This window comes from Leisingera sp. ANG49, from assembly GCF_059694505.1.
Genome location: NZ_JCATZN010000001.1, coordinates 230,453 through 249,398, shown reverse-complemented (window position 1 = coordinate 249,398; position 18,946 = coordinate 230,453). Strand labels below are relative to the sequence as shown.

The 18,946-nt window shown below is 62.4% G+C and carries 21 protein-coding genes; 9 read left to right on the top strand and 12 right to left on the bottom strand.

The genetic code is table 11. The annotated features are described in order from the left end of the window. Positions 1 to 38: 38 nt before the first annotated feature. Together ppk2 and AC58NV_RS01235 are read left to right on the top strand one after the other, a co-directional pair. Positions 39 to 908, top strand: coding sequence for a polyphosphate kinase 2 (ppk2, locus tag AC58NV_RS01240; RefSeq protein ID WP_497225523.1), 870 nt, complete (start codon positions 39 to 41; stop codon positions 906 to 908). Beyond that, positions 901 to 1,518, top strand: coding sequence for a TetR/AcrR family transcriptional regulator (locus AC58NV_RS01235; protein WP_497225522.1), 618 nt, complete (start codon positions 901 to 903; stop codon positions 1,516 to 1,518). Before ppk2 ends, AC58NV_RS01235 begins: the two co-directional genes overlap by 8 nt. On the opposite strand, the gene AC58NV_RS01230 is transcribed toward AC58NV_RS01235, so the two are convergent. The 6 genes from AC58NV_RS01230 to AC58NV_RS01205 form a co-directional block, all read right to left on the bottom strand. Then, entirely contained in the window at positions 1,515 to 2,573 is a 1,059-nt protein-coding gene (locus AC58NV_RS01230) for an adenylate/guanylate cyclase domain-containing protein (RefSeq protein WP_497225521.1), read from the bottom strand. The two genes, AC58NV_RS01235 and AC58NV_RS01230, sit on opposite strands and share 4 nt — an antisense overlap. Then, complete coding sequence (locus AC58NV_RS01225; protein ID WP_366662774.1) at positions 2,570 to 2,938, bottom strand: group I truncated hemoglobin; 369 nt, start codon at positions 2,936 to 2,938, stop codon at positions 2,570 to 2,572. The genes AC58NV_RS01230 and AC58NV_RS01225 overlap by 4 nt, the downstream gene beginning before the upstream one ends. A gap of 135 nt (positions 2,939 to 3,073) precedes the next feature. Further along, positions 3,074 to 3,685: a CatB-related O-acetyltransferase gene (locus AC58NV_RS01220; protein ID WP_497225520.1), complete on the bottom strand. Its 612-nt coding sequence runs from the start codon at positions 3,683 to 3,685 to the stop codon at positions 3,074 to 3,076. A gap of 155 nt (positions 3,686 to 3,840) precedes the next feature. Continuing rightward, a complete protein-coding gene (gene rpsI, locus AC58NV_RS01215; RefSeq protein ID WP_366662776.1) occupies positions 3,841 to 4,326 on the bottom strand; it encodes a 30S ribosomal protein S9 in 486 nt (161 codons plus the stop codon). 5 nt (positions 4,327 to 4,331) lie between these two features. Continuing rightward, positions 4,332 to 4,790, bottom strand: a complete 459-nt coding sequence (rplM, locus tag AC58NV_RS01210; protein WP_174146423.1) for a 50S ribosomal protein L13 — start codon at positions 4,788 to 4,790, stop codon at positions 4,332 to 4,334. A 167-nt stretch (positions 4,791 to 4,957) separates the two neighbouring features. Next, positions 4,958 to 6,361, bottom strand: coding sequence for an aminotransferase-like domain-containing protein (locus tag AC58NV_RS01205; protein ID WP_497225519.1), 1,404 nt, complete (start codon positions 6,359 to 6,361; stop codon positions 4,958 to 4,960). Between the two features lie 96 nt (positions 6,362 to 6,457). Between AC58NV_RS01205 and AC58NV_RS01200 the strand changes: the two genes are divergently transcribed. Both AC58NV_RS01200 and asd read left to right on the top strand, forming a co-directional pair. Next, a complete protein-coding gene (locus tag AC58NV_RS01200; RefSeq protein WP_497225518.1) occupies positions 6,458 to 6,691 on the top strand; it encodes a DUF1127 domain-containing protein in 234 nt (77 codons plus the stop codon). 170 nt (positions 6,692 to 6,861) lie between these two features. Continuing rightward, positions 6,862 to 7,752 carry an archaetidylserine decarboxylase gene (gene asd, locus AC58NV_RS01195; RefSeq protein ID WP_497225517.1) on the top strand — a complete coding sequence of 297 codons (891 nt, stop codon included), beginning with the start codon at positions 6,862 to 6,864 and terminating at the stop codon, positions 7,750 to 7,752. Here the strand turns inward: asd and AC58NV_RS01190 are convergent. Continuing rightward, complete coding sequence (locus AC58NV_RS01190) at positions 7,749 to 8,171, bottom strand: PaaI family thioesterase (protein ID WP_497225516.1); 423 nt, start codon at positions 8,169 to 8,171, stop codon at positions 7,749 to 7,751. The genes asd and AC58NV_RS01190 overlap by 4 nt on opposite strands. 58 nt (positions 8,172 to 8,229) lie before the next feature. Between AC58NV_RS01190 and AC58NV_RS01185 the strand changes: the two genes are divergently transcribed. The 4 genes from AC58NV_RS01185 to gluQRS all read left to right on the top strand — a co-directional run bounded on the left by AC58NV_RS01185 (position 8,230) and on the right by gluQRS (position 12,200). Then, a complete protein-coding gene (locus AC58NV_RS01185; RefSeq protein ID WP_497225515.1) occupies positions 8,230 to 9,015 on the top strand; it encodes an enoyl-CoA hydratase in 786 nt (261 codons plus the stop codon). A 324-nt stretch (positions 9,016 to 9,339) separates the two neighbouring features. Further along, the gene (trmFO, locus tag AC58NV_RS01180) at positions 9,340 to 10,695 is read left to right on the top strand and encodes a methylenetetrahydrofolate--tRNA-(uracil(54)-C(5))-methyltransferase (FADH(2)-oxidizing) TrmFO (protein ID WP_497225514.1); all 1,356 of its coding nucleotides are present in this window, start codon (positions 9,340 to 9,342) and stop codon (positions 10,693 to 10,695) included. Between the two features lie 33 nt (positions 10,696 to 10,728). Further along, positions 10,729 to 11,343 (top strand): class I SAM-dependent DNA methyltransferase, encoded by a 615-nt coding sequence (locus AC58NV_RS01175; protein ID WP_497225513.1) that lies wholly within the window; start codon positions 10,729 to 10,731, stop codon positions 11,341 to 11,343. Then, positions 11,340 to 12,200, top strand: coding sequence for a tRNA glutamyl-Q(34) synthetase GluQRS (gene gluQRS, locus AC58NV_RS01170; protein ID WP_497225512.1), 861 nt, complete (start codon positions 11,340 to 11,342; stop codon positions 12,198 to 12,200). The genes AC58NV_RS01175 and gluQRS overlap by 4 nt, the downstream gene beginning before the upstream one ends. Before the next feature lie 52 nt (positions 12,201 to 12,252). Here gluQRS and hisI read toward each other — a convergent pair whose 3' ends face one another. Continuing rightward, positions 12,253 to 12,612: a phosphoribosyl-AMP cyclohydrolase gene (gene hisI / locus AC58NV_RS01165; RefSeq protein WP_497225511.1), complete on the bottom strand. Its 360-nt coding sequence runs from the start codon at positions 12,610 to 12,612 to the stop codon at positions 12,253 to 12,255. A 77-nt stretch (positions 12,613 to 12,689) separates the two neighbouring features. On the opposite strand from hisI, the gene AC58NV_RS01160 reads away from it, so the two are divergent. Further along, the gene (locus AC58NV_RS01160) at positions 12,690 to 13,142 is read left to right on the top strand and encodes an iron-sulfur cluster assembly scaffold protein (RefSeq protein WP_497225510.1); all 453 of its coding nucleotides are present in this window, start codon (positions 12,690 to 12,692) and stop codon (positions 13,140 to 13,142) included. 294 nt (positions 13,143 to 13,436) lie between these two features. Here AC58NV_RS01160 and AC58NV_RS01155 read toward each other — a convergent pair whose 3' ends face one another. The 4 genes from AC58NV_RS01155 to ctrA all read right to left on the bottom strand — a co-directional run bounded on the left by AC58NV_RS01155 (position 13,437) and on the right by ctrA (position 18,935). Further along, positions 13,437 to 13,559, bottom strand: a complete 123-nt coding sequence (locus tag AC58NV_RS01155; protein ID WP_019296173.1) for a hypothetical protein — start codon at positions 13,557 to 13,559, stop codon at positions 13,437 to 13,439. 148 nt (positions 13,560 to 13,707) lie between these two features. Continuing rightward, entirely contained in the window at positions 13,708 to 15,798 is a 2,091-nt protein-coding gene (gene recG / locus AC58NV_RS01150; protein WP_497225509.1) for an ATP-dependent DNA helicase RecG, read from the bottom strand. Beyond that, complete coding sequence (gene ligA / locus AC58NV_RS01145; protein ID WP_497226378.1) at positions 15,795 to 18,038, bottom strand: NAD-dependent DNA ligase LigA; 2,244 nt, start codon at positions 18,036 to 18,038, stop codon at positions 15,795 to 15,797. Before ligA ends, recG begins: the two co-directional genes overlap by 4 nt. Positions 18,039 to 18,215: 177 nt before the next feature. Further along, positions 18,216 to 18,935, bottom strand: a complete 720-nt coding sequence (ctrA, locus tag AC58NV_RS01140) for a response regulator transcription factor CtrA (protein WP_366662791.1) — start codon at positions 18,933 to 18,935, stop codon at positions 18,216 to 18,218. Positions 18,936 to 18,946: the final 11 nt, after the last annotated feature.

The following is an 18,946-nucleotide window of genomic DNA, read 5'->3' as shown; positions in this document are numbered from 1 at the left end:
CCTTCCCATATAAGGGTTTGAGGACAGGAGGGTTTTACATGCAGCTGCCATTTGACGGCGCAATCAGCGCCTATTTTGAAAGCGGCGCCCCCAGGGACATCCGGACAGCCATCGATAAGGCCGGCAAGGATGTCATTCTGAACCCCTCCTACCCGCATGCCGAGCGGATGGGCCGCAAAGACTATGAGAAAGAGATCAAGGCGCTGCAGATCGAACTGGTCAAGCTGCAAGCCTGGGTCAAAGCCTCGGGGCAGCGGATCGCCATTGTGTTCGAAGGCCGCGATGCAGCCGGCAAGGGCGGCACCATCAAGCGGTTCCGCGAGAACCTGAACCCGCGCGGCGCCCGGGTGGTTGCGCTGTCCAAACCCACCGCTGCCGAGCAGAGCCAATGGTATTTCCAGCGCTACATCGAACACCTGCCTGCGGGCGGGGAGATCGTTTTCTTTGACCGCAGCTGGTACAACCGCGGGGTTGTCGAAAAGGTTTTCGGCTTCTGCACGGACGAACAGCGGGAGCGGTTCTTTCAGCAGGTCAACGGGTTTGAACAGGCGCTGGTGGATGACGGGATCAGGCTGTTCAAGCTCTGGCTCAACGTTGGCCGGGCAGAGCAGCTGCGCCGCTTCATTGCGCGGGAATCCGATCCGCTGAAACACTGGAAGCTGAGCTCGATTGATGTGCAGGGCCTGGCGAAATGGCATGAGTACACCGCGGCAATTTCGGAGACTTTCGAACGCAGCCACAGCGAGGACGCCCCCTGGACCGTGGTGCGCTCTGATGACAAGAAGCGCGCACGGCTGCAGGCAGTGCGCTCTGTACTGCAGGGCATTGAATACGCTGAAAAAGACGCTATGGGCTTGGGCAAGATAGACAATTCGATTTGCGGAGGCCCGGATATCTGGGATGCCTAAACGCGGTTATCATCACGGCAATCTGCGCCAGGCCCTGGTCGAGGCCGCCCTGCAGCTGATCGAGGCGAAGGGGCCGACCGGTTTCACCCTGTCGGAGGCGGCCAAGCAGGCGGGTGTCACCCCGGCGGCGGTCTACCGGCATTTCGAGGGGCGCGAGGATCTGATCGCGGAAGCTTCGCGCCAGGGCTATGTGATGTTTGCCGACCTGATGCAGCATGCCTATGACAAGTACCAGCCGTCGGCGCTGGCGGCGTTTGAGGCGACGGGACGGGCCTATCTGGCTTTTGCGCGCAAGCATCCCGGCCATTACATCGCCATGTTCGAAAGCGGAATCTCGGTGAACCGCACGCCGGAACTGGCGGATGCCGCGGCACGTGCGCGTGCCATCCTGGAACGCGCCGCTGCGGATCTCAGCCAGCATATTCCGGCAGAGAAGCGCCCGCCGGCCTCGATGTTCTCGGCGCATGTGCTGGCGATGAGCCACGGGGTGGTGGAACTGTATGCGCGCAATTCCCCCGGTGCGGCCTCGCCCTTTCCGCCGGAGGATCTACTGGAAAGCGGTATCGGCATCTACCTGCGTGGTTTGGGTCTGATCGCGCCGGACAGCTAGAACCGGCCGCTGGGCTGCGGTGCGCTCAGCTCATCGCCGACGTTGACCAGGTTCACCTCGCCGATGCCCTTGATGTCCTCCGGGCCGATGTCGGTGACGTGGAATTCCTCTGACAGGGCGTCTTTCATTTCCTCCGGCGCCACGATTTTCATCGGATTGGCAAAGACTTGCAGGCGGGACGCGAGATTTACCGCCGGGCCGAAGACGTCGTAGACGTATTTCTGGATGCCAACCACGGAGCCGACGGCAGAGCCGGTGCCAAGGCCGATCCGCGCCTCCCATTTGTGCTGGTGGCTCTGGTTGCGCCGGTCCAGATAGCGCAGGAAGCGGGTGGCGCAATGTGCCACCGCAGTGGCGTGATCCGGCGCCGGTTCCGGCATCCCCGAAACAGCGAGGTAGGCGTCGCCAATGGTCTTGATCCGCTCGCAGCCGTATTGCTCGACAATGCGGTCGAAGGCGGTGAAGATGTCGTTCAGCTCCCCCAGGGTGACGGTCGGGTCGGTTCGGGAGGCGAAATCGGTGAAGTTCACGAAGTCCAGCATCACCACCGACACCTTCGGATAGAGCTGCGGGGTGACCACGCCGAAGGTCTTGAACTCCTCGTAGACCGAACGCGGCATCAGGTTGAGCAGCAGCCGCTCCACCCGCTCCTTCTCGCGCTCCAGCTCGCGGGTGTTGCGCTCCACCATGGTGGAATAGCTGTCGATCATGCTTTCCAGCTCGCGGATGCGGGTGATGTTCTGGCATTCCACCACCAGCAGCGCCTCATCCCGGTGGCTGGCCTGGGAGATGTTGATGGCAAAAACCAAGGTGCGACGTTTCCGCTTGATCTTCAGCTCCGCGGAATAGCGCAGCCCCTCGTCGCAAAGCGTGCTCAGGTCCTCCGGGCTGAGCCCTTCGATGGCGTCGGTCAGCGCCGCGCCGTCGCCCGGGGTTCCGAACCATTCCGCAAACGGCTGATTGTGAAAGACAAACCCGAGGTCTGAGGCCCGCACGACAGCCACCCCGACGCCGATGGCACGCAACAGCTGTTCGTTGATGGCAGCGATGCTCATGCCGCTTCCCGGGTGACGATAATACTGCGTTTGCTCTCGATGGCGTTAAGGGTGGTGCGGATGTCCGGCTCTGACAGACCATGCTGTTCCAGCGCTTCTTTCAGCAGCGCGCCCATTTCGTCGAAATCTTCGTGGGTGATGCCCAAGGCCTTGTGCACCGCTTCCAGACGCTCGTCGCTGAAGGAGGCCGGCCCGCCCAGGAGCGAGGAAATGAACTTGGTCTGGTGGTCAATGAGCCGCGCCATGTCCACATCCGCGAAGTAGTCGCCGATCTGATCGGAATCCAGTGCCATCTCGTAAAAGGTCATCACGACCCGGCTGATGGCGCTGAACCCGCCGTATTTCTCGTAGATGGTTTGCGGCATGACAGCTGTCCCCCAACAGGAAGCGGTCTGCCCATGTTACGCCAATTTTCTAAAAAAGTTAACGCCCGGGGGGCAACCGGGCCGCCCGGGCCGGAAATCAGCCTGCAAACCTGGATGCTTCACGGCCTTCCGCGGTCAGGCTGCGCTTTCATTAGAAAAGGTCACCAGATCGCTGACAATGCACTGCAACCCCTCGATCAGGTCCACGGTGGGCTGCGTTGACAGCAGTGGCGCCATTTCCTGGATCAGCGGCAGCGGCAGATCCCACCAGCGCAATTCCAGCAGTTTCTTGCAAACCTCATCATCAAAGCGTTTGCGCACTAGCTGCGCCGGATTGCCCGCCCAGATTTCATAGGCGCCCACATCACCTGTCACGGTGGCGTTGGGGCTGATGACGGCGCCGTCGCCGATTGTCACCCCGCCGAGCAGGGTTGCATTGGCACCGATCCAGACATCGTTGCCGATCACCACATCCTGCCCGCCCTGCCGCGGCGCATGTGTTTCGGCACCGCCCAGATGCTCCGTGAAAGCTTCGCCAAAGGGGAAGGCCGTGATCCGGTCCAGCGCCGGGGACTGATCCAGCATCACCCGCACGCCCCGGCTGATCGAGCAGAAGGAGCCAATCGCCACATTGGCACCGCCGCCCTGCCCCTCAATCTCCATGTCTTCATAGCCATGGGTGAACCGGCCGATGTCCAGCTTGCCGTTGCCGATCGGGGCAGTCTTGAAGAGTTCCGGTGATGCCATTGTTTTTCCTGCCTTCCGTTGCCCATTCCAGAAATTCCGGGCCAGCATAGAAAAACTTTCTAAATGAAGCCTGAAAGATTTCCCGAAAGCCGCGAAGGCAAAAACAGAAAAGGGCCCGCCAGCGGCGAGCCCTTCCAAAACCATATGGTCCCAGCTTAACGCTTGGAGAACTGGAACGAACGGCGGGCTTTGGCCTTACCGTATTTCTTACGTTCCACAACGCGGCTGTCGCGGGTCAGGAAGCCGGCGGCTTTCAGCGCGCCGCGCAGCGACGGATCGTACAGCTGCAGGGCTTTGGAGATGCCGTGCTTGACCGCACCGGCCTGACCGGAAAGGCCGCCGCCCTTGACGGTGGCGTAAACGTCGAACTGGTCTTCAACGCCGGCAACCTGGAACGGCTGGCGCAGGATCATCTGCAGCACCGGACGGGCGAAGTACTTGTTCAGCTCTTTGCCGTTCACCTCGACCTTGCCGGAGCCCGGCTTGATCCAGACGCGGGCCACAGCGTCTTTACGCTTGCCGGTGGCGTAGGAGCGGCCCAGTTCGTCACGAACCGGCTCACGCACGATGGTTTCTTCAGCCACTGCTTCCACACCGGTTGCAGCTGCGAGCTCTTCGAGAGTGTTGATCTGATCAGCCATCGGTATCAGCTCCGGGTGTTTTTCTTGTTCATGGATTTGACGTCCAGAACTTCAGGTGCCTGGGCTTCATGCGGGTGCTCGGCACCGGCATAGATACGCAGGTTGGTCATCTGCTGGCGCGACAGGCGGTTGCCCGGCAGCATGCGCTTGACAGCCTGGAACACGACGCGCTCCGGGTGCGCACCTTCCAGGATCTCCTGCTTGGTGCGCGACTTGATGCCGCCCGGGTGGCCGGTGTGCCAGTAGAAGTGCTCGTCGCGCTTCTTGCCGGTCATCTGCACCTTGTCGGCGTTGATGATGATGACGTTGTCGCCCATGTCCATATGCGGAGTGAACGAGGCTTTGTGCTTGCCACGCAGGCGCATGGCAACGATCGAGGCAAGACGGCCCAGAACAACGCCCTCGGCGTCGATCAGGATCCACTTCTTCTCGATGTCTGCCGGAGTAGCAGAGAAGGTTTTCATGGCAGGTCAATCCTGTTTGTCGTGAAGGCAGAATCCCATAGGTCATCGGCCTGAATTCGATGGACGGGGTTTACGGGCATCCCCAGCCCCAGTCAACACCACCAAACAAGATTAAATTCATGTAAATCAATAAGTTAAAAAATAGGTATAATAATACCCCAAAAAAATCACACGCTGATCTGCTCCGGCGGGTTGTCCAGGAGGGAACGCAAGCGCAGCATCGCCTCCTCGAACTGCTTGAGCGGCACATGCGCGTTGATGGCAATGCGCACAGCGTGGGGCGCGCGGCCGTCGCGCAGCGCAAACTCATCCGCCGAGCGGATCTGCACCCCGTTGGCCTCTGCCGCGCGGGTGAAGGCGGCGGCACGCCAGCCGGACGGCAGCTTCAGCCAGAGGAACGGCACCTCCGGGTTCCAGGTCAGGTCGAAGCCGCCAAGCGCGTTGACCGCCACCCGGACATAGCGGGCCATTTCACTGCGCACTGACTGCACGAGTCCCGGCAGCCGCGGGTCGGTGAGCAGGATCCGCACCAGTTCCGCCAGCGGCTGCGCCAGGCCGAAATAGCCGTATTCCGCCACCCGCCGCAGGTCCGCCGCCCGCCCTTCCGGCGCCAGGGCAAAGCCGACGCGCAGGGCCGGGGTCAGGATTTTGGAGATCGAGGAGACATGCCAGGCCAGTTCCGGTGCGAGCGCACGGTAACTGGGCGCCCGCGATTCCCCCAGGCGGTAGCAGTCATCCTCGACGATTTGCACGCCATGGCGGCGGGCGATGCGGACGATCTCCTTGCGCCGTTCCAGCGGTGTGAACAGCCCGGTAGGATTGTGCACTTCGGGGCTGGTGCAGATGACCGAGGCACCGGATTTGCGGATCGCCAGCTCCATTGCGTCCGGACGGATTCCGTGCTCGTCCATGGCCACCTCAACCACCTGCGCCCGCAGAAGTTCCGCCGCGCGGCGGAAGCCGGCATAGGTCAGATCCTCGACCAGTATCACTGGCTGCGAACCCGTCAGGATCGCCTGCAGTACCACCAGCAGGCCGTTCTGGCCGCCGTGGGTCAGCACCACATCCCTTTCGCTGACCGGGCCGACCGGTGCCTGCGCAATCCACTCGGCCGCTGCCTGCCGGACCGGACGATAGGCATCGCGGGTCGGGTAGTTCAGGAAGTTCCGCGCTTCGCCTTCTGCCACCTTGTGCAGCGCCTCGCGCACCGCGGCCACCTGCCCCATGTCGGCAATCCGCGGGCTGAACAGGCTGACATGGCCGGGATCGCGCGCTTCCAGCAGATGCAGCTCCCGCGACCATACGTCATCGGGCACCGGCTTTTTCTTTTCGGCTACAAAGGTGCCGCGCCCGACCTCGGCCTCCAGCACACCCTCATCAGTCAGAATGCTGTAAGCCCGGGCCACGGTGCCGGGGGTTATGCTCAGCTGATACGCAAGATCGCGGACCGGCGGCAGCTTTGTACCAATTTTCAGGCTTCCCGCCTCAACAGCTGAGCGGATTGTATCTGCGACCTTTTTATACTTGGGACCTTTTGTCTCACCCAGGGTCTGCGGCCAAATTGTACCCATTACAATCCATCCTTGGACAACGATGCACCCCCTTTGTATCAAAACGCCACGACAAATCAACAGGATTGTATCAACACAATACGAAGGAAGCCTCCCATGGCACAGCACACGCAAATGGCACAATCGAACATGTCCTTTCTGAACAGCCGCCCGGCCCTGCCGGTGCTGGCGCAATGGGCCGTCTCCTTTGCCGTGCTGGTGACCAAGTGGAGCCTGCGCTATCGCACCCGAACCCATTTGAAACACCTGAGCGAGACGCAGCTGAAGGACATCGGGCTAACCCGTGAGGACGCCCATTATGAAGCCACTCTTCCGTTCTGGCGCCCGTGATCCCCTGGGCAAAGGAACAACCTGACGGCCGGGGCATGCCCCGGCCTTTTTTGTTTCGCCGCCGCCCGCAGGATCTGAAGCCGCGCAACCGCGGTGCGGGAAATCCGCTCTTGGCCCGCCCCCTGCTTCTTGCTAGGCGCAGCGGGACGAAACCTGATTTGGCAGATTTGATGCAGCGCGACCCCATTCTTGTTGTTAACCGCGAGACCGGTGAGACCTTTGAGGAAGCCGTGCTGGGCGAGAAATGGATCCGCTGGGCTTATCAGAACGCCAGCGCACGGCCGGTGGAAAAGCTGCTGTTCCGCTCCTCCCTGGTCAGCCGGCTGATGGGTATATGGTTCGACTCGCGGTTTTCCAAGGGCAAGATCACAGCAGTGATCGATGAGCTGTCGATTGACATGAGCGAGGCCACCGCCCCGGCAGACAGCTATGGCTGCTTCAACGACTTCTTCGTCCGCAACCTGAGGCCCGAGGCCCGCCCATACAGCGCGGATCCTCAGGACGTCGTCTCCCCCGCAGACGGCAGGGTGCTGGTATTCCCGGAACTGGCAGAGGACGTGTTTGTCCCGGTCAAGGGCTATCCGATGTCAGTTCGCACCATGCTGCCCGGCATTGCGGAGCGGTTCATTGGCGGCGCGCTGGCAATTGTGCGGCTGTGCCCGGCGGACTACCACCGCTACCACTTCCCCGCCGCGGGCCGCATCACAGGGTCGCAGGACATTCCCGGCGCGCTGCATTCGGTGAACCCGATAGCGCTTGGCGCGGGGCCGGATGTGTTCGGCGAGAACAAGCGGACCTGGACCCTGATCGAAACCGATAACCTGGGCAGCTACTGCTTTGTCGAGGTCGGCGCCTTCGGGGTCGGCTCCATCATCAACACCCGCGCCTCGGGCGCGGTGCAGAAGATGGACGAGAAAGGCTATTTCAAGTTCGGCGGCTCCACCGTGGTGGTGGTGTTCGAGCCGGGCAAAGTGCAGTTCTCCGATGATCTGGTCGCCAACAGCGCTAAGGGGCGGGAAACCCTGGTCAAGGTCGGTCAGTCTTTCGCCACCACCCTTTAGCGTTTCGGCGGGATCGAATATGTCATCGAGGCACGCGCCACCGGCTCTGCCATGCCTTCGGAATAGATCAGCACATCCGCCACCGCCAGAACCCGGCCAAGCTTCAGCAGCCGCGCCTCGCCGATCAGGTCGGCACCGGCGGCGGGTTTGCGCATGAAATCGAGCGAGCAGTTGGTGGTCACGGCCAGCGCCTCCTGCCCCAGATGCGCCAGGATCAGCGCGTAGACCGCGCAATCGGCCAGCGCAAACATCGACGGGCCGGACACCGTGCCGCCGGGGCGCAGGTGCTTCTCTGCCGTCAACAGCCGCATCCTGAGATGCTTTTCCTCCATCGCGTCGATGGCAAAGTCATCCCGCACCTGCGGAAAAATCTCATGCAGGTATTCCGTCAGACCTGCGACATCAAATGCCAGCGCCATGCTTTCCCTTTCTGTTCGCCCCGCCTAGAGTTGCCCCCGGATTTGCGAGGAGGGCAAGATGGCAATTCTGGAACGTCACGACACGGGCGCAATTGCCCGGCTCACCATGAACACGCCGGAAAAGCTGAACGCGCTGTCGGACGAGATGCTGGCAGCACTTCAGGAGCAGATAGATGCCCTGCGCGAGGACAGCCGCATCAAGGTAGTGATTCTGTCCGGCACCGGCAAAGGATTCTGCGCTGGCCATGACATCAAACAGATGACCGCGGGCCGCGCGTCAGAGGACGGCGGCAAGGCGTATTTCCAGGACCTGTTCGCACGCTGCACCAGCGTGATGACGGGGCTGCAGTCCCTGCCGCAGCCAGTGATCGCCCAGGTCCACGGCATTGCCACCGCGGCGGGCTGCCAGCTGGTTGCCTCCTGCGATCTGGCCGTTGCGGCTGAAGGCACCAGATTCGGTGTCAACGGCGTCAACATCGGCCTGTTCTGCTCCACCCCGATGGTGGCCCTGTCGCGCAATATCCCGCGCAAGCAGGCGTTTGAGCTGCTGACCACCGGCGAATTCATCGACGCCGCCCGCGCCGTCGAACTGGGTCTGGCCAACCGCGCCGTGCCGCTGGAGGAGCTGGAGACGGAAACCACCAGGCTGGCCGAAACCATTGCCGCCAAGCTCGGCGCGGCGGTGAAGATCGGCAAGCAGGCGTTTTACGAGCAGCTGCAAATGCCGCTGGACCAGGCCTATGCCTATACCAGCGGGGTGATCGTCGAGAACCTGATGCACCGCGACACCATCGAAGGCATGGCCGCATTTATTGAGAAACGCCCGCCCGACTGGCAGGAGTGAAATTTTCCGAAAATTTACGGAAAGCTTTAGTCTTTGTTTACCATTGGGAACGTAATGTTTCCGTAATAGGCCAAATGACCGCCTTTCAATTCAGGCGGAAAGATGGCAAAGATTGGGCACGGCCGCTGAGCAATCACCGGCCCGCACAATTTGGGCTGCTGCTGCGGAAGGGTCCCTCCAACCGGTTCTCTCACCCCGGTGATCCATACCCGCAGCGGCGGCCCCAAATTTCCCCAACCGGCACAGACAGACCGCACAAGGCCATCCGCCTGCGCAACACCCAAGCCTGTTGCACGCGCCCGCCCCCTGCCCTATGTGGCGGGCATGACAGATCATTCGGCACAAACACTGCATATCGTGGGCGGCGGCATGGCCGGCTCGGAAGCGGCCTGGCAGGCGGCAAACATGGGCGTACAAGTGGTGATCCACGAAATGCGCCCCAAGGTGGAAACCTTTGCCCACCAGACCGGCAACCTGGGCGAAATGGTGTGTTCCAACTCCTTCCGCTCCGATGATGACGAGCAGAACGCAGTGGGCCTCTTGCATTGGGAGATGCGTGCCGCAAACGGGCTGATCATGACCACTGCGGATGAGCACCGCCTGCCCGCTGGCGGCGCCCTGGCCGTGGACCGCGAACCCTTTGCCGAAACGGTGACCGCCAAGCTGAAGGCACACCCGAATGTCTCTGTTTCCTATGAAGAAATCACTGAACTGCCCACCGAAGGCCACTGGATCTTTGCCACCGGCCCGCTGACCTCGCCGGGACTGGGCAAGGCAATCCAGGCAGAAACCGGAGCGGAAGCGCTGGCATTCTTCGATGCCATCGCGCCGATTGTCTATGCGGAAAGCATTGACATGTCGCAGGCCTGGATGCAGTCGCGCTATGACAAGGGCGAGACCGAGGAAGAGCGCACCGCCTACCTGAACTGTCCGATGGACAAGGACCAGTACGAGGCCTTCATCGACGCGCTGCTGGCCGCCGACAAGACCGAATTCCACGAAGGCGAAACCGCGGGCTACTTCGACGGCTGCCTGCCGATCGAGGTGATGGCCGAACGCGGCCGCGAAACCCTGCGCCACGGGCCGATGAAGCCGGTGGGCCTGACCAACCCGCACCAGCCGGAGGTCAAAGCCCATGCTGTTGTGCAGCTGCGCCGCGACAATGCCCTGGGAACGCTGTTCAACATCGTCGGTTTCCAGACCAAGATGAAATACGGCGCCCAGACCGAGGTCTTCAAGATGATCCCCGGGCTGGAGAACGCCAGCTTTGCCCGGCTTGGTGGCATCCACCGCAACACCTTCATCAACTCGCCCACCCTGCTGGACGCGCAGATGCGGCTGAAGTCGAAACCCAACATCCGCTTTGCCGGTCAGATCACCGGGGTCGAGGGCTATGTGGAAAGCGCGGCCATGGGCCTGCTGGCGGGCCGCCTGGCGGCAGCAGAGATCCTGGGTCAGGACCTGCCGGAAGTGCCGCAGGACAGCGCCATGGGCGCGCTGATCCACCACATCACCGGCGGCGCCGAGGCCAAGACGTTCCAGCCGATGAACGTGAACTTTGGCCTGTTCCGCCCGGTCGACGGCCTCAAGGGCGGCCGCCGCGGCCGCAAGGACCGTTACAAGGCTTATACCGACCGCGCCAAAGCGGTCTGGCAGGAGTGGCTCAGCAACTTTTCCTAGACGGAATGCGGCCATAGCGCCTAAGCTTATGGCATGAGCGAAAAGTTTCTGGACAAGGCATACGACCTTGAAACACCGGAAGCGACCCTGGAGCACTACAACCAATGGGCCGCTTCCTACGACGCTGAGATTGCCGAAAACGGCTACGCGACACCGGGGCGGATTGCCCAGGCTTTGGCAAAATACCAAACGGACATGAGCGAGCCTGTTCTGGATTTCGGCTGCGGAACCGGTTTGGCGGGCCTCGCGCTGCGACTGCAAGGGTTTGAAACCGTGGACGGCATGGAACCGTCGGAGGAAATGCTCACCCAAGCGCGCAGCAAGGACGTTTACCGCAGGCTGACGCGGATTGATGCCGCAGAGAAACAGCCGATCCCGCACGGCGCCTACCGCCTGATCACCGGCTGCGGCGTTCTGGGCACAGGCGCAGCCCCGCCAGCAGTCTTCGACACGATCATGCATGCCCTGCCGCGTGGCGGATTGTTCGCCTTTTCCTACAATGATCACGCACTGGCCGATCATGCCTATACCGGCAAGCTCAATGAATGGCTGGACTGTTCAGCAGCGCGGCTGCTATTCCGGGAGCATGGGGATCACCTCCCCGGCATCGACCTGAAGTCCACCGTTTATGTAATTGAGAAAGCGTGACATTCACCACACGTTTCGCGCCGTCGCCAACTGGACCGCTGCACTTGGGCCACGCCTACTCCGCCATGCTGGCGCATGATATGGCTGCCGCAAAGGGCGGCACCTTTCTGCTGCGCATCGAAGACATCGACCAGTCCCGCGCACGCCCCGAATGGGAAGCGCAGATTTATGAGGATCTGTCCTGGCTGGGCCTCAGCTGGCCCATGCCGGTGATGCGCCAGTCAGAGCGCCTGCCTCGTTACCAGGCTGCGCTGGACCAGCTTACTGCCATGGGCCTCACCTATCCCTGCCGCTGCAACCGCACAGATATCGAGGCTGCTGCCGGCGCCCCTCAGGAAGGCGTTCCGCAATTCGGCCCGGACGGGCGCATCTATCCCGGCACTTGCCGCAGCCGCTTGCTATCCAAGGCCACGGGCCAGGACGTTATCCGGCTGAACATGGAGAAAGCCGTCCGCTCCGCGGATCTGCGCAGTTTCACGGATGCAGGCCCGGACTTCCAGGGCACGCATGCCTTGGACCCTGATGTGCTGATCTCAGCTGTTGGCGACATCATTCTGGTGCGCCGCAACATGGGCAGCTCCTACCACCTGTCGGTGGTCGCGGATGATGCGGACCAGGGCATCACCCATGCAGTGCGCGGTGCCGATCTTTTCGAGGCCACCCAGATACATGTGCTGCTGCAAAGCCTGCTGGACCTGCCCACGCCCATCTACCACCACCATCACCTGATCCGCGACGAGAATGGCAAGCGCCTTGCCAAACGCGACGACGCCCGCGCCATTGCCAAGTACCGGGCCGAAGGCGCAACCGCTCAGGACATCCGCGAAATGGTGGGGCTGCCGCTTCTGTCCAGCTGAAGTATCCTCTGCCGGAGGCTCGACCCGCAAGGGCGGTTGCCCGAGGTGCCGATTATTCCATCGGCTTCATCAGCTCGGTTTCTGCGTCATCCCGCACCGCAGTATAAAAACAGGTCCTCCGGTTGGTGTGGCAGGCCGCCCCGGTCTGACGCACCAGCGCCAGAAGGCAGTCGCGGTCGCAGTCGATCCGCAGGTCCACCAGTTCCTGCACATGGCCGGAGGTTTCGCCCTTGATCCAGAACGACTGCCGCGAGCGCGACCAATAGGTGACCCGGCCGGTTTCCAGGGTTCGCGCCACCGCATCGGCATTCATCCAGGCCATCATCAGCACCTCGCCCGAGGCTTCGTCCTGCGCAATACAGGGGATCAGCCCGGCGTCATTATAGGTCAGGCTGGCGGGATCAAAGGACATGGCTAAAAACCTTTTGCATCTGCTGTTCGGCTCCCTATGTATGGGGAACCTGCAAAATGGGAAAGACCGGGAAAGCAATGTCTGGCGATAGTGATCTGATCAAGCTGTACTCCTCGCGCATTCTGGCGCTGGCAGCCGACATCCCGCATCTGGACCGGCTGCAGGCGCCGGACGCCACAGTCAAGAAACGCTCGCCCCTGTGCGGCTCCGCCGTGACTGTTGACATCAAGGTTGAAGACGGCCGGATCGCGGATTTCGGACAGGACGTTAAGGCCTGCGCGCTGGGGCAGGCATCTGCCGCGGTGGTGGGCGGCAATGTGATCGGACGATCGCTGCAGGAAGTGGAAACCGCCCGTAACCAGCTGAAGGCCATGCTGAACCAGGACGGCCCGGTGCCGGATGCGCCGTTTGACGGCCTGGAAGTGCTGCAGCCCGCACGTGAGTTCAAGAACCGCCACGCCTCCATCATGCTCGCGCTGGAGGCGACGCTGGAAGCGATGCAGACTGCCGCCAAGGAGCAGTGTGCCTAAGGCCTGCCCCCGTCGCCGCTGCAAAAGTTGCTATGCGCTGTTCCGTGCCGGAACGGGAAACACGCGCCTGCCTCCCCCATCTCAAAAGAAAAAACCGCCGCACATCCGGGCAGATGGCGGCGGCAGTCATGCTCTGCTGTGCGGGACCCGGGCGGGCCAGGCAGGATCTTGAGGCAAATCAGTCGAAGATCGGGCCGAGGGGGATCGGGACAGGCGGTTGATCCCCGGAAGCAGTCCGGGACAGGAAAGGGCCGGCCCGGCACAGCAGAGGCATTCAGGAAAACGGTATGGGGATCAGAACAGCCCCGGCAGGTGCAGCGCCGCCACCAGCATCACCATCAGCGAGGCCGCGCCGATGGCATCCTGCAGCAGGGTCGAATGGGCGTTTTGAATGGTGGTCTTGATCTGTGCAATCATGGCTCGGGCCTCCTCCAGTCTGTGTCGCTGCTCTCAGGCAATCTTGTTGCCCCTTTGTTCTCATTTTTCAGAACACCTGTAAAGAACTTTTTGAGAACATTTGCGAACACAGGAGAACACCAAAGCGGAACATCCGCCAAGCGGCAGCTCAACCCACTGAAATCAAACGGATCGCCTGATCCTGTTTCATCAGCCACAGGAGAACGCGCGCCGCCTTGCCGCGGTCGCCTTCCAGCTTGGGGTCGGCGGCCAGAAGTGCCCGCGCATCGCTTTGGGCCACCGCCATCAGCCCAGCCTGTCGTTCCAGGTCGGCAATCCGGAATCGCGGGAGGCCGGATTGCGCGGTGCCGATCATATCTCCAGCCCCGCGCATCTGCAGGTCGGTTTCCGAGATCCGGAAGCCGTCCTCAGTTTCCCGCAGCACCTCCAGCCGCTTGCGGCCGCCTTCGGTCAGCGGCGGCTGATACATCAACAGGCAGGTCGAATCGGCACTGCCGCGCCCGACCCTTCCGCGCAGCTGGTGCAGCTGCGCCAGGCCGAAGATCTCGGCCCGCTCAATCACCATGATCGAAGCATTGGGCACATTCACCCCGACCTCGATCACCGTGGTGGCAACCAGAACCTTGCTACGGCCGGCGACAAAGGCGGCCATCGCCGCATCCTTGTCGGCAGGCGGCATCTGCCCATGCACCAGCCCCGCTGTGCCTTCGCCCAGCACTGCGCGCAGATGCTTGAAGCGCTCCTCCGCCGCAGTCAGGTCGCTCAGCTCGGACTCGTCCACCAGCGGGCAAACCCAATAGCACTGCCGCCCCTCAGCTATCGCTTTGCGCAGGTGATCGACAACCTCCTGCATCCGTTCGGTGCTGATGACCGCGGTCCTGACCGGTTTGCGCCCCGGCGGTTTCTCATCCAGCACCGAGACATCCATGTCGCCGTATTGCGCCAGCGCCAGAGACCGCGGGATCGGTGTCGCAGTCATCACCAGCACATCCGCGCCCTTGCCCTTTTCCGCCAGCTCCATCCGCTGGCGCACGCCGAAGCGGTGCTGTTCATCGACAATCGCGAGGCGCAGGTCGCGGAATTCCACGTCCTGCTGGAACACTGCGTGGGTGCCGACCAGGATTTGGATATCGCCGCGCTTCAGCGCCGCCAGCTTGGCCTTGCGCTCAGACCCCTTGTCACGGCCTGTGAGGATCTCGATCACCACGCCTGCGTCTTCGGCCAGCGGTGCGAGGCCTTCCATATGCTGCTGCGCCAGAATGCCGGTCGGGGCCATCATCACCCCCTGCCCGCCTGCTTCAACAGCAACCAGCAAGGCCATGAAGGCAACCAATGTTTTTCCCGCGCCCACATCGCCCTGCAGCAGGCGGTTCATGCGCTTGTCCGCAGCCATGTCGGCAGAGATTTCCTCGATCGCGCGGGCCTGCGCGTTGGTCGGGCGGTAAGGCAGCGCCTTCAGGACACGGGATTGCAGGCGGCCTGTAGCAGCGCTTTGAATGCCGCGGGCCTTGCGCTCCCGCTGCCGGGCCAGCGCCAGGGTCAACTGGTGGGCAAACAGCTCATCATAGGCCAGCCGTGCCCGTACCGGCGTCTGCGGGCTGAGGTCGTCGGGGCCTTGCGGCGCATGGGCAGACTGCAATGCCTCGTGCCAAGCAGGCCAGTTCTCCCGCAGCATCTGCGCCGGGTCGATCCACTCTGCCAATTCCGGCATCCGCGACAGCGCGCTTTGCGCCGCCTTGTACATGGTCTTTTGCGTGACCCCGTGGGTCAGACTGTAGACCGGCTCATACTCCGGGATCTCATGCGCCTCTTCCACCGGCAGCATGTGATCCGGGTGGACCATCTGCGCCAGGCCGTCGAACAGTTCCAGCTTGCCTGAGACCACCCGGCGGGACCCTTCGGGCAGCTGCGCCTCCAGATAGCGGCCGCGGCCGTGGAAGAAGACCAGCTGAAACTCTGTCTCTGCATCCTCCACATGAATGCGGTAGGCGCCGCCGCGGTTGCGTGCCGGGCGGTGGCGGCCAATGGTCACCTCCACGGTCACAGTGGCGGGCAGCTCCACCCCACGGATGGTATTGCGCCGCCGCCGGTCCACCACAGAATAAGGCAGCGAAAACAGCAGGTCGCGCGGCGTTTCTATATCGATCTGGCTGAGGTTCTGCGCGGTCTTGGGGCCGACACCCTGCAGGGTCTCAGCGCCGGCGAACAACGGAAACAGGATCTCAGGACGCCCGCTCATGCCTCAGCGATCAGCTCCAGCCAGCCGTCTTCGTCCAGAGTCCGGATGCCCAGCTCTGCAGCCTTTTTTGCCTTGGAGCCTGCACCTGGCCCCGCCACCAGAATGTCGGTTTTCTTGGAAACGGAACCGGAGACCTTGGCCCCGAGTGCCTCTGCCCGCGCCTTGGCTTCGGCCCGGGTCATCTTCTTCAGCGTGCCGGTGAAGACCACTGTCTTGCCGGCCACCGGGCTGTCCGCGGCGGGGGCATCGGGCGGCACAATGGTCAGCTTGGCAACCAGCCGGTCAAACGCCGCGCGCTCCTCCGGGTTGGCAAAGGCGTCGGACAGGGACAGGCCCAGAACGGCGCCGATCCCATCCACACCGATCAGGTCTGCCCAGGCGGCAGCGGCTTCCGCCGGGACACCGCAAGACGCCACGGCTGTCGCACGGGTTTCAGAAATCTTCGCGCGCCGGCCCTCGTCAGCTGCCGCATGGCGCTCCGCCTCTTCGGCTTCATCCGCGGCCCGGTGCGCCAAGGCGGCCGGGCGGGCTGCGTCGATCGCATCCGCCATCGCCTGCCAGTCCCGGTAGTGCAGTGCCAGATCGCGGCCTGCAACCTCGCCCGCGTGGCGGATACCCAGGGCAAAGATCAGCTTGGCCAGAGGGATGGTGCGCTTTTCCTCAATCGCTGCGAACAAGTTGTCTGCAGACTTTTCACCCCACCCTTCCCGGTTCTTCAGCTGCTGCAAGCCGGAGCCGAAATTCGCTTGCAGGTCAAAGATATCCGCGGGTTCTCTGATCCAGCCATCGCTGTGGAACTGCTCGACCTGCTTGGCGCCCATCCCCTCTATGTCAAAGGCTGCGCGGGAGACGAAATGCTTTAGCTTCTCCACCGCCTGGGCCGGGCAGATCATGCCGCCCGAGCAGCGGCGCACCGCGTCGCCTTCCTCCCGTTCCGCCGGACTGCCGCACTCCGGGCAGATGTGCGGAAACTGAAATGGCTCGGCCTCATCGGGGCGTTTGGACAGGTCTACATCGGCCACCTTGGGGATCACATCGCCTGCGCGGTAGATCTGCACCCAGTCGCCGATACGGATATCCTTGCCGCCGCGGATCTCCTCGCCCTTGGAGTCACGGCCCTGGATGTAATCCTCGTTGTGCAGCGTGGCGCTAGAGACCACCACCCCGCCAACGGTCACCGGGGTGAGCCGCGCCACAGGGCTCAGCGCGCCGGTGCGTCCGACCTGGATGTCGATCGCCTCCAGCCGGGTCCAGGCGAGCTCCGCCGGGAACTTATGCGCAATTGCCCAGCGAGGGGTCGTAGAACGGAAGCCCAGCCGCGCCTGCAGCGCCAGATCGTTAACTTTGTAGACCACGCCGTCGATGTCATAGCCCAGCGTCGCACGCTGTTCTTCGATGCTGCGGTAATGGGCGATCATGTCTTCGGTCGCGGTGCACAGCCGGGTTAGCGGGTTGGTCTGAAAGCCCAGGGCTTCCAGCCGCGCAATTGCGTCCATCTGCGTTTCCGCCAGCGGCGCGCTCAGTTCCCCCCAGCTGTAAGCAAAGAAACGCAATGGCCGCGCCCGGGTTATTTCCGCATCCAGCTGCCGCAAGGAACCCGCGGCCGCATTGCGGGGGTTGGCAAAGGTCTTGCCGCCGCGTTCTTCGTTCCGGGCATTCAGCGCCTCGAAGTCCGCATGGCTCATATAAACCTCGCCGCGCACTTCCAGCACTTCCGGAGCGCCCTCCAGCTGCTGCGGGATATCAGCAATGGTGCGCGCGTTGGCGGTTACGTTTTCCCCGACACTTCCGTCGCCGCGGGTGGCGGCCTGGATCAGCGTGCCGTTTTCATAGCGCAGGGACAGCGACAGCCCGTCGATCTTGGGTTCTGCGGTATACGGCAGCGCCTCCGTTAGACCAAGGCCCAGGTATTTGCGGATGCTGCGGTCGAAATCAGCGACGTCTTCATCCTCGAAAGCATTGCCCAGCGACAGCATCCGCACAGAATGAGCGATCTTTCCAAAACCGGAGACCGCAGGCGCGCCGACTGCGTCCAGCTGCGTGGCCGCTTCAGCAAGTTCTGGAAATGCCTCCGCCAACGCCCGGTAGCGGCGTTTCAGCGAATCATAATCCGCATCGCTGATTTCCGGCGCATCGTCCTGGTGATAAGCCAGGTCCGCAGCCCGCAGCAGTTCTTCCAGCCTCAGAAACTCTGCTCTTGCCTCTTCTGCCGTCAGGCTGGCCACGTCTTTTTCTGTCATTCCTGCCACGCGCGGTCCCTCTTCGTTCTCACCTTTGGTGATAAGGTGCCCTGCGCGCCGCGTCCAGCGCATCTGACAGCCCGCGTGTGCCGGGTGCCAAAAACAAAAAGACCCGCCGGAAGGCGGGTCCTTGCAACCGGCGGCACATATTCATGCGCCGCCCGGATGGTCTTCCTTTCAGGCGCCGACAGCCATACGGTGACCGCCTGACATGTGATCCTCCTGCGGGTCGCGCAGCACATAACCTCGGCCCCAGACGGTTTCGATATAGTTTTCGCCGTCCGTCGCGTTGCTGAGTTTCTTACGCAACTTGCAGATGAAAACGTCGATGATTTTGAGTTCCGGCTCATCCATGCCGCCATAGAGATGGTTCAGGAACATTTCCTTGGTCAGCGTGGTGCCCTTGCGCAGGGACAGAAGCTCCAGCATCTGGTATTCCTTGCCGGTCAGATGCACGGCCTTGCCGCCGGCCTCCACCGTCTTGGCGTCCAGATTGACCGCGATCTTGCCGGTCTTGATGATCGACTGCGAGTGCCCCTTGGAGCGGCGGATGATCGCATGGATCCGCGCCACCAGTTCCTCACGGTGGAAAGGCTTGGTCAGATAGTCGTCCGCGCCGAAGCCGAAGCCCTTGATCTTGTTGTCGGTATCGTCGGCACCGGACAGGATCAGAATGGGGGTTTCAATGCGGGACATACGCAGCTGGCGCAGCACCTCATGGCCGTTCATGTCCGGCAGCCCCAGATCCAGCAGGATCAGGTCATAGTCGTAAAGTTTGGCCAGATCGATCCCTTCTTCCCCCAGATCCGTCGTGTAAACGTTCAGGTTGGCATGGGTCAGCATCAGCTCGATGCTTTTTGCCGTGGTCGGATCATCCTCAACCAGCAGAATGCGCATATTATTTTCTC

Excerpts from the sequence above, each read along its gene's own strand:
- asd (WP_497225517.1), top strand. The coding sequence starts at position 6,862 with ATGCAGCGCGACCCCATTCTTGTTGTTAACCGCGAGACCGGTGAGACC.
- ctrA (WP_366662791.1), bottom strand. The coding sequence starts at position 18,935 with ATGCGCATTCTGCTGGTTGAGGATGATCCGACCACGGCAAAAAGCATC.
- ppk2 (WP_497225523.1), top strand. The coding sequence starts at position 39 with ATGCAGCTGCCATTTGACGGCGCAATCAGCGCCTATTTTGAAAGCGGC.
- AC58NV_RS01185 (WP_497225515.1), top strand. The coding sequence starts at position 8,230 with ATGGCAATTCTGGAACGTCACGACACGGGCGCAATTGCCCGGCTCACC.
- AC58NV_RS01200 (WP_497225518.1), top strand. The coding sequence starts at position 6,458 with ATGGCACAGCACACGCAAATGGCACAATCGAACATGTCCTTTCTGAAC.
- AC58NV_RS01190 (WP_497225516.1), bottom strand. The coding sequence starts at position 8,171 with ATGGCGCTGGCATTTGATGTCGCAGGTCTGACGGAATACCTGCATGAG.
- AC58NV_RS01235 (WP_497225522.1), top strand. The coding sequence starts at position 901 with ATGCCTAAACGCGGTTATCATCACGGCAATCTGCGCCAGGCCCTGGTC.
- hisI (WP_497225511.1), bottom strand. The coding sequence starts at position 12,612 with ATGTCCTTTGATCCCGCCAGCCTGACCTATAATGACGCCGGGCTGATC.
- AC58NV_RS01175 (WP_497225513.1), top strand. The coding sequence starts at position 10,729 with ATGAGCGAAAAGTTTCTGGACAAGGCATACGACCTTGAAACACCGGAA.
- ligA (WP_497226378.1), bottom strand. The coding sequence starts at position 18,038 with ATGACAGAAAAAGACGTGGCCAGCCTGACGGCAGAAGAGGCAAGAGCA.
- AC58NV_RS01155 (WP_019296173.1), bottom strand. The coding sequence starts at position 13,559 with ATGATTGCACAGATCAAGACCACCATTCAAAACGCCCATTCGACCCTG.
- recG (WP_497225509.1), bottom strand. The coding sequence starts at position 15,798 with ATGAGCGGGCGTCCTGAGATCCTGTTTCCGTTGTTCGCCGGCGCTGAG.
- rplM (WP_174146423.1), bottom strand. The coding sequence starts at position 4,790 with ATGAAAACCTTCTCTGCTACTCCGGCAGACATCGAGAAGAAGTGGATC.
- AC58NV_RS01220 (WP_497225520.1), bottom strand. The coding sequence starts at position 3,685 with ATGGCATCACCGGAACTCTTCAAGACTGCCCCGATCGGCAACGGCAAG.
- trmFO (WP_497225514.1), top strand. The coding sequence starts at position 9,340 with ATGACAGATCATTCGGCACAAACACTGCATATCGTGGGCGGCGGCATG.
- AC58NV_RS01205 (WP_497225519.1), bottom strand. The coding sequence starts at position 6,361 with ATGGGTACAATTTGGCCGCAGACCCTGGGTGAGACAAAAGGTCCCAAG.
- AC58NV_RS01160 (WP_497225510.1), top strand. The coding sequence starts at position 12,690 with ATGTCTGGCGATAGTGATCTGATCAAGCTGTACTCCTCGCGCATTCTG.
- rpsI (WP_366662776.1), bottom strand. The coding sequence starts at position 4,326 with ATGGCTGATCAGATCAACACTCTCGAAGAGCTCGCAGCTGCAACCGGT.
- AC58NV_RS01230 (WP_497225521.1), bottom strand. The coding sequence starts at position 2,573 with ATGAGCATCGCTGCCATCAACGAACAGCTGTTGCGTGCCATCGGCGTC.
- AC58NV_RS01225 (WP_366662774.1), bottom strand. The coding sequence starts at position 2,938 with ATGCCGCAAACCATCTACGAGAAATACGGCGGGTTCAGCGCCATCAGC.